The organism is Micromonospora sp. BL1 (genome assembly GCF_003667485.1).
Taxonomy (GTDB): domain Bacteria; phylum Actinomycetota; class Actinomycetes; order Mycobacteriales; family Micromonosporaceae; genus Micromonospora; species Micromonospora tulbaghiae.
In genome coordinates this window covers 1-4,181 of the sequence record NZ_RCVK01000077.1, presented here as the reverse complement: position 1 = coordinate 4,181, position 4,181 = coordinate 1, and the positions used below count along the sequence as shown (strand labels likewise).

The 4,181-nt window shown below is 75.9% G+C and carries 4 protein-coding genes and 1 pseudogene; 4 read left to right on the top strand and 1 reads right to left on the bottom strand.

Annotated features, from left to right (window positions below; all coding sequences use genetic code 11):
• Window positions 1–261: pseudogene (locus EAD96_RS00565) on the bottom strand (2-phospho-L-lactate guanylyltransferase); the annotation flags it as partial.
• Window positions 262–392: 131 nt separating this feature from the next.
• On the opposite strand from EAD96_RS00565, the gene EAD96_RS00560 reads away from it, so the two are divergent.
• From EAD96_RS00560 to EAD96_RS00545, 4 genes are all read left to right on the top strand, one after another.
• Entirely contained in the window at window positions 393–1,118 is a 726-nt protein-coding gene (locus EAD96_RS00560) for a 1-acyl-sn-glycerol-3-phosphate acyltransferase (protein ID WP_013474338.1), read from the top strand.
• Complete coding sequence (locus tag EAD96_RS00555; protein WP_121682887.1) at window positions 1,115–2,122, top strand: NAD(P)H-dependent glycerol-3-phosphate dehydrogenase; 1,008 nt, start codon at window positions 1,115–1,117, stop codon at window positions 2,120–2,122. The genes EAD96_RS00560 and EAD96_RS00555 overlap by 4 nt, the downstream gene beginning before the upstream one ends.
• A gap of 11 nt (window positions 2,123–2,133) precedes the next feature.
• Window positions 2,134–3,252: a cystathionine gamma-lyase gene (locus EAD96_RS00550; protein ID WP_121682886.1), complete on the top strand. Its 1,119-nt coding sequence runs from the start codon at window positions 2,134–2,136 to the stop codon at window positions 3,250–3,252.
• A gap of 172 nt (window positions 3,253–3,424) precedes the next feature.
• Window positions 3,425–4,181, top strand: a 757-nt coding sequence (locus EAD96_RS00545) for a putative protein N(5)-glutamine methyltransferase (RefSeq protein WP_121682885.1), incomplete at its 3' end; no start/stop codon positions are given.

Here is a 4,181-nt window from a genome sequence, read left to right as displayed (position 1 = left end):
CGGCCCGGCGACGGCCGCGCCGTGCCGCAACGCCGCGTTCAGCCCGCCGCCGGGGTCGCCGGCGACGCGGGCGCCCGCCGCGCCGGCCGCCGCGCTCACCCGCGGGTCGTCGGTGACCACGAGCACCCCGGCGACCGCCGGGCACGCCCGGACCGCGCGCAGCGTGTCGGCCGCCAGGGCCAGTGCCAGCTCCTCATGGGGTACGCCGGGCAGCGCGCCCCGCAGACGGCTCTTCGCCGCCGGAAGGCGCTTCACCGGCATCACCACGGTCCAGCGGGCCTCAGACACGCCGACCATCCTGCCAGCGAGGGCGGCGGTACCCGCACTGGCCGCAGCGGGGGCGAACAGGCATGATTCTGTGCCGGGGCGCGAGGGCGGATCGAGGAGGCACTGTGGCACGGCGGAGGCTGGGGGTCTGGCGACGGCTCGCCGTGGTGCTGGTGAAGCCGCTGATGACGGTCTGGACCCGGCGCACCTGGCGGGGCATGGAGCACCTGCGCGGCGACGGCGGCGTGATCCTCGTGCCGAACCACATCTCGCACGCCGACCCGCTCGTGGTCGCGCACTACATCTACGACGCCGGGCGCTGGCCGCGCTTCCTCGGCAAGGCCAGCGTGTTCCGGGTGCCGGTGGTCGGCTGGATCCTGCACCGGTGCCAGCAGATCCCGGTCGAACGGGGCACCGTCGAGGCGGTCAAGTCGCTGGACAAGCTGGTCGCGGCGCTGGCCGAGGGCGGCGCGGTGGTGATCTACCCGGAGGGCACCACCACCCGCGAGCCGGACCTGTGGCCGATGAAGGGCAAGACCGGCGCGGCCCGCCTGGCGCTGGCCACCGGCGCCCCGGTGGTCCCGATCGCCATGGTCGGCCCGGAACGGATGTTCGACCCGCGTACGGCCCGGTTCGGGCTGCGCCCGCGTACCCCGGTGACGGTGATCGCCGGTCCGCCGGTGGACCTGAGCCGCTGGGCCGGCGCCACGCCGACCCGGCCGATCCTGGAGGAGATGACGGACACCATCATGCTGCGCATCCGGGATCTGGTCGCGGAGATCCGCGGCGGCACACCACCGCCGCTCTGGCAGCGGCCCGCCCGCACCGGCACCCGGGAGGTCACCGAATGAGCGGGCACGTCGCCGTGCTGGGCGCCGGTTCCTGGGGGACCGCGTTCGCCAAGATCCTCGCCGACGCCGGGCGGGACGTCACGGTCCTGGCCCGCCGGGCCGCCGTGGCCGAGGCGATCCGGACCGGGCGGCACAACCCGGAGTACCTGCCGGGCGTACGCCTGCCCGAGCGGGTGACCGCCACCGGTGACGCCGCCGAGGCGATCGAGGGGGCCGAGGTGGTGGTGCTCTCGGTGCCCTCGCAGACGCTGCGCGGCAACCTCGCCGACTGGACGCCGTACCTGGCGCCGGACGCCACGCTGGTGTCGCTGATGAAGGGCATCGAGCTGGGCACCACCAAGCGGATGAGCCAGGTGATCACGGAGACCGCCGGGGTGCCCGCCGACCGGGTGGTGGTCGTCTCCGGGCCCAACCTGGCCCCGGAGATCGCCGCCGAGCAGCCGGCCGCCACTGTCGTCGCGGGCACCGACAGCCGCCGTACCGCGCTGGTGCAGGCGTCCATCCGGACGCCGTACTTCCGCCCGTACACCAACGACGACGTGGTCGGCTGCGAGCTGGGCGGCGCGGTGAAGAACGTGATCGCGCTGGCGTACGGCATCGCCACCGCGATGGGCTTCGGCGACAACACCCGGGCCATGCTGATGACCCGCGGCCTGGCCGAGACCGCCCGGCTGGGCGTGGCGCTCGGCGCCGACCCGATCACGTTCGCCGGGCTCGCCGGCATGGGTGACCTGGTCGCCTCCTGCTCGTCGCCGATGGCCCGCAACCGCACCTTCGGCGAGCACCTGGGCCGGGGGGAGACGCTGGAACAGGCCCAGGCGGCCACCCGGCAGACAGCCGAGGGCGTCAAGAGCTGCCTGGCCATCCGCGACCTGGCCCGGGCGCACGGGGTGGAGATGCCGATCACCGAGCAGATCGAGCGGATCTGCCACGAGGGGATGGATCCGCGCCTGGCGGTGGACGCGCTGATGAGCCGCACCGCCAAGCCCGAGTCGTACGAGTGAGCGGAGCCGGGATGACCGACGAGCACTGGGGTGACGGCACGCGCAGCGTGCACGCCGGCCTGCCGGACGCGGTGCCCGGGCAGCCGTTCCTGCCCGGCCCGGTCTTCGCCGCGCCGTACCACCTGGACCCGGAGCGCGGCCCGTCGGCGGCGGTGGACGGGTACGGACGGCCCGACAACCCCACCCGGCGGCTGCTGGAGACCGCGATCGGCGAGCTGGAGGGCGGCGACTGCCGGGTCTTCGCCAGCGGCCAGGCCGCCATCACCGGGCTGCTGCTGACCGTGCTGCGCCCCGGCGACACCGTGCTGCTGCCCGCCGACGGCTACTTCTCGGTGCGCGCGTTCGCCTCGGACACGCTGGAACAGCTCGGCGTACGCGTGGTGCTCGTGCCGACGGCCGGGCCGTACCCCTCGTTCGAGGGTGTCCGGCTGGTGCTGCTGGAGACCCCGGCGAACCCCGGCCTGGACGTCGCCGACGTCCGGGCGGTGGCCGCCGCCGCGCACGCCGCCGGTGCGCTGGTGGCGGTGGACAACACCACCGCGACGCCGCTCGGGCAGCGCCCGCTGGACCTCGGCACGGACGTCGTGGTCGCCTCCGGCACCAAGGCGCTGACCGGCCATTCGGACCTGCTGCTGGGCTACCTGGCGACCCGGGACCCCGGGCTGCGGGACGCGGCGACCACCTGGCGCAACGCCACCGGCGGGGTGCCGGGCGCGTTCGACTGCTGGCTGGCCCACCGCTCGCTGGCCACGCTCGACCTGCGGCTGGCCCGGCAGACCGCGAACGCGCGGGCGCTGGCCGACCTGCTCGCGGCCCGCCCGGACGTCACCGGCGTGCGCTGGCCCGGACGGCCGGACGACCCGGCGTACCCGGTCGCGTCGGCCCAGATGCGGCGCGTACCGGGTGTGCTCTCGTTCGACCTGGGCGACGAGCGCCGGGTGGCCCGGTTCCTCGGCGCCGCCCGGCTGGTGGCCGCGGCCACCTCGTTCGGCGGCCTGCACACCACAGCCGACCGGCGGGCCCAGTGGGGTGACGACACGTCGGCGGGTTTCGTGCGGTTCTCCTGCGGCGTCGAGGACACCGCCGACCTGCTCGCCGACGTGTCGGCGGCGCTCGACGCGGCGGGCTGACGGCGTGTCGGCCGCTGGGCTATCGTGACGGTCAGCCACGGCCCGTGCGGCCCCGACCCGAGGAGGTGAGTCCGATCCACCAGCAGAGGACCGGCGCTCCCTCCGAGTCCGCGTCGCTTCGGGGCTGAGGCGACGCCGGGGGCGCCGACGAGCGCTTCCCGAAAGGCTTGCCATGGCATCCACCGTGTTCACCCCCGACCGTCCCGCCCTCGTCCGGCGGTTGCGCGCCGCCGGTTGCGTCTTCGCCGAGGACGAGGCGGAACTGCTGATCGCCGCCGCCGACTCGGCGCGGTCGCTGACCCGGCTGGTCGACCGTCGCGTCGCCGGCCTGCCGCTGGAGCACCTGCTCGGCTGGGCCGAGTTCTGCGGCCGGCGGATCGCCGTACACCCGGGGGTCTTCGTGCCGCGCGGCCGGACCGCGCTGCTCGTCGACGCGGCGACGGCGCTGGCCGGGCCGGCGCCGGCGGTGCTCGACCTGTGCTGCGGCTCCGGCGCCGCCGCCGTGGTGCTGCACGAACGGCTGGCGCCCCGCTGGCTGGCCGCCGCCGACATCGACCCGGTGGCGGTGGCCTGCGCCCGGCGCAACCTCGAACCGCTCGGCGTCCCGGTCTACCAGGGCGACCTGTTCGACGCGCTGCCGGCCGGGCGGCGCGGAGAGCTGGACCTGGTGGTGGCGAACGCGCCGTACGTGCCGAGCGGTGCGGTGGCCTCGTTGCCGGCCGAGGCGCGTCTCTACGAGGCGCCGGTGGCGCTGGACGGCGGCACGGACGGCCTGGCCGTGCTGCGCCGGGTCGCCTCCGGCGCGGCCGAGTGGCTCGCGCCGGGCGGGCACGTCGTGGTCGAGGCGAGCGCCGCACAGGCCCCGGAACTGTGCGCCGTGTTCACCGCCGCCGGGCTGGACCCGGCCGTGGTACGCGACGAGGAGCGGG

Coding starts and splice junctions, on each gene's coding strand:
- EAD96_RS00555 (WP_121682887.1), top strand. CDS start 1,115: ATGAGCGGGCACGTCGCCGTGCTGGGCGCCGGTTCCTGGGGGACCGCG.
- EAD96_RS00550 (WP_121682886.1), top strand. CDS start 2,134: ATGACCGACGAGCACTGGGGTGACGGCACGCGCAGCGTGCACGCCGGC.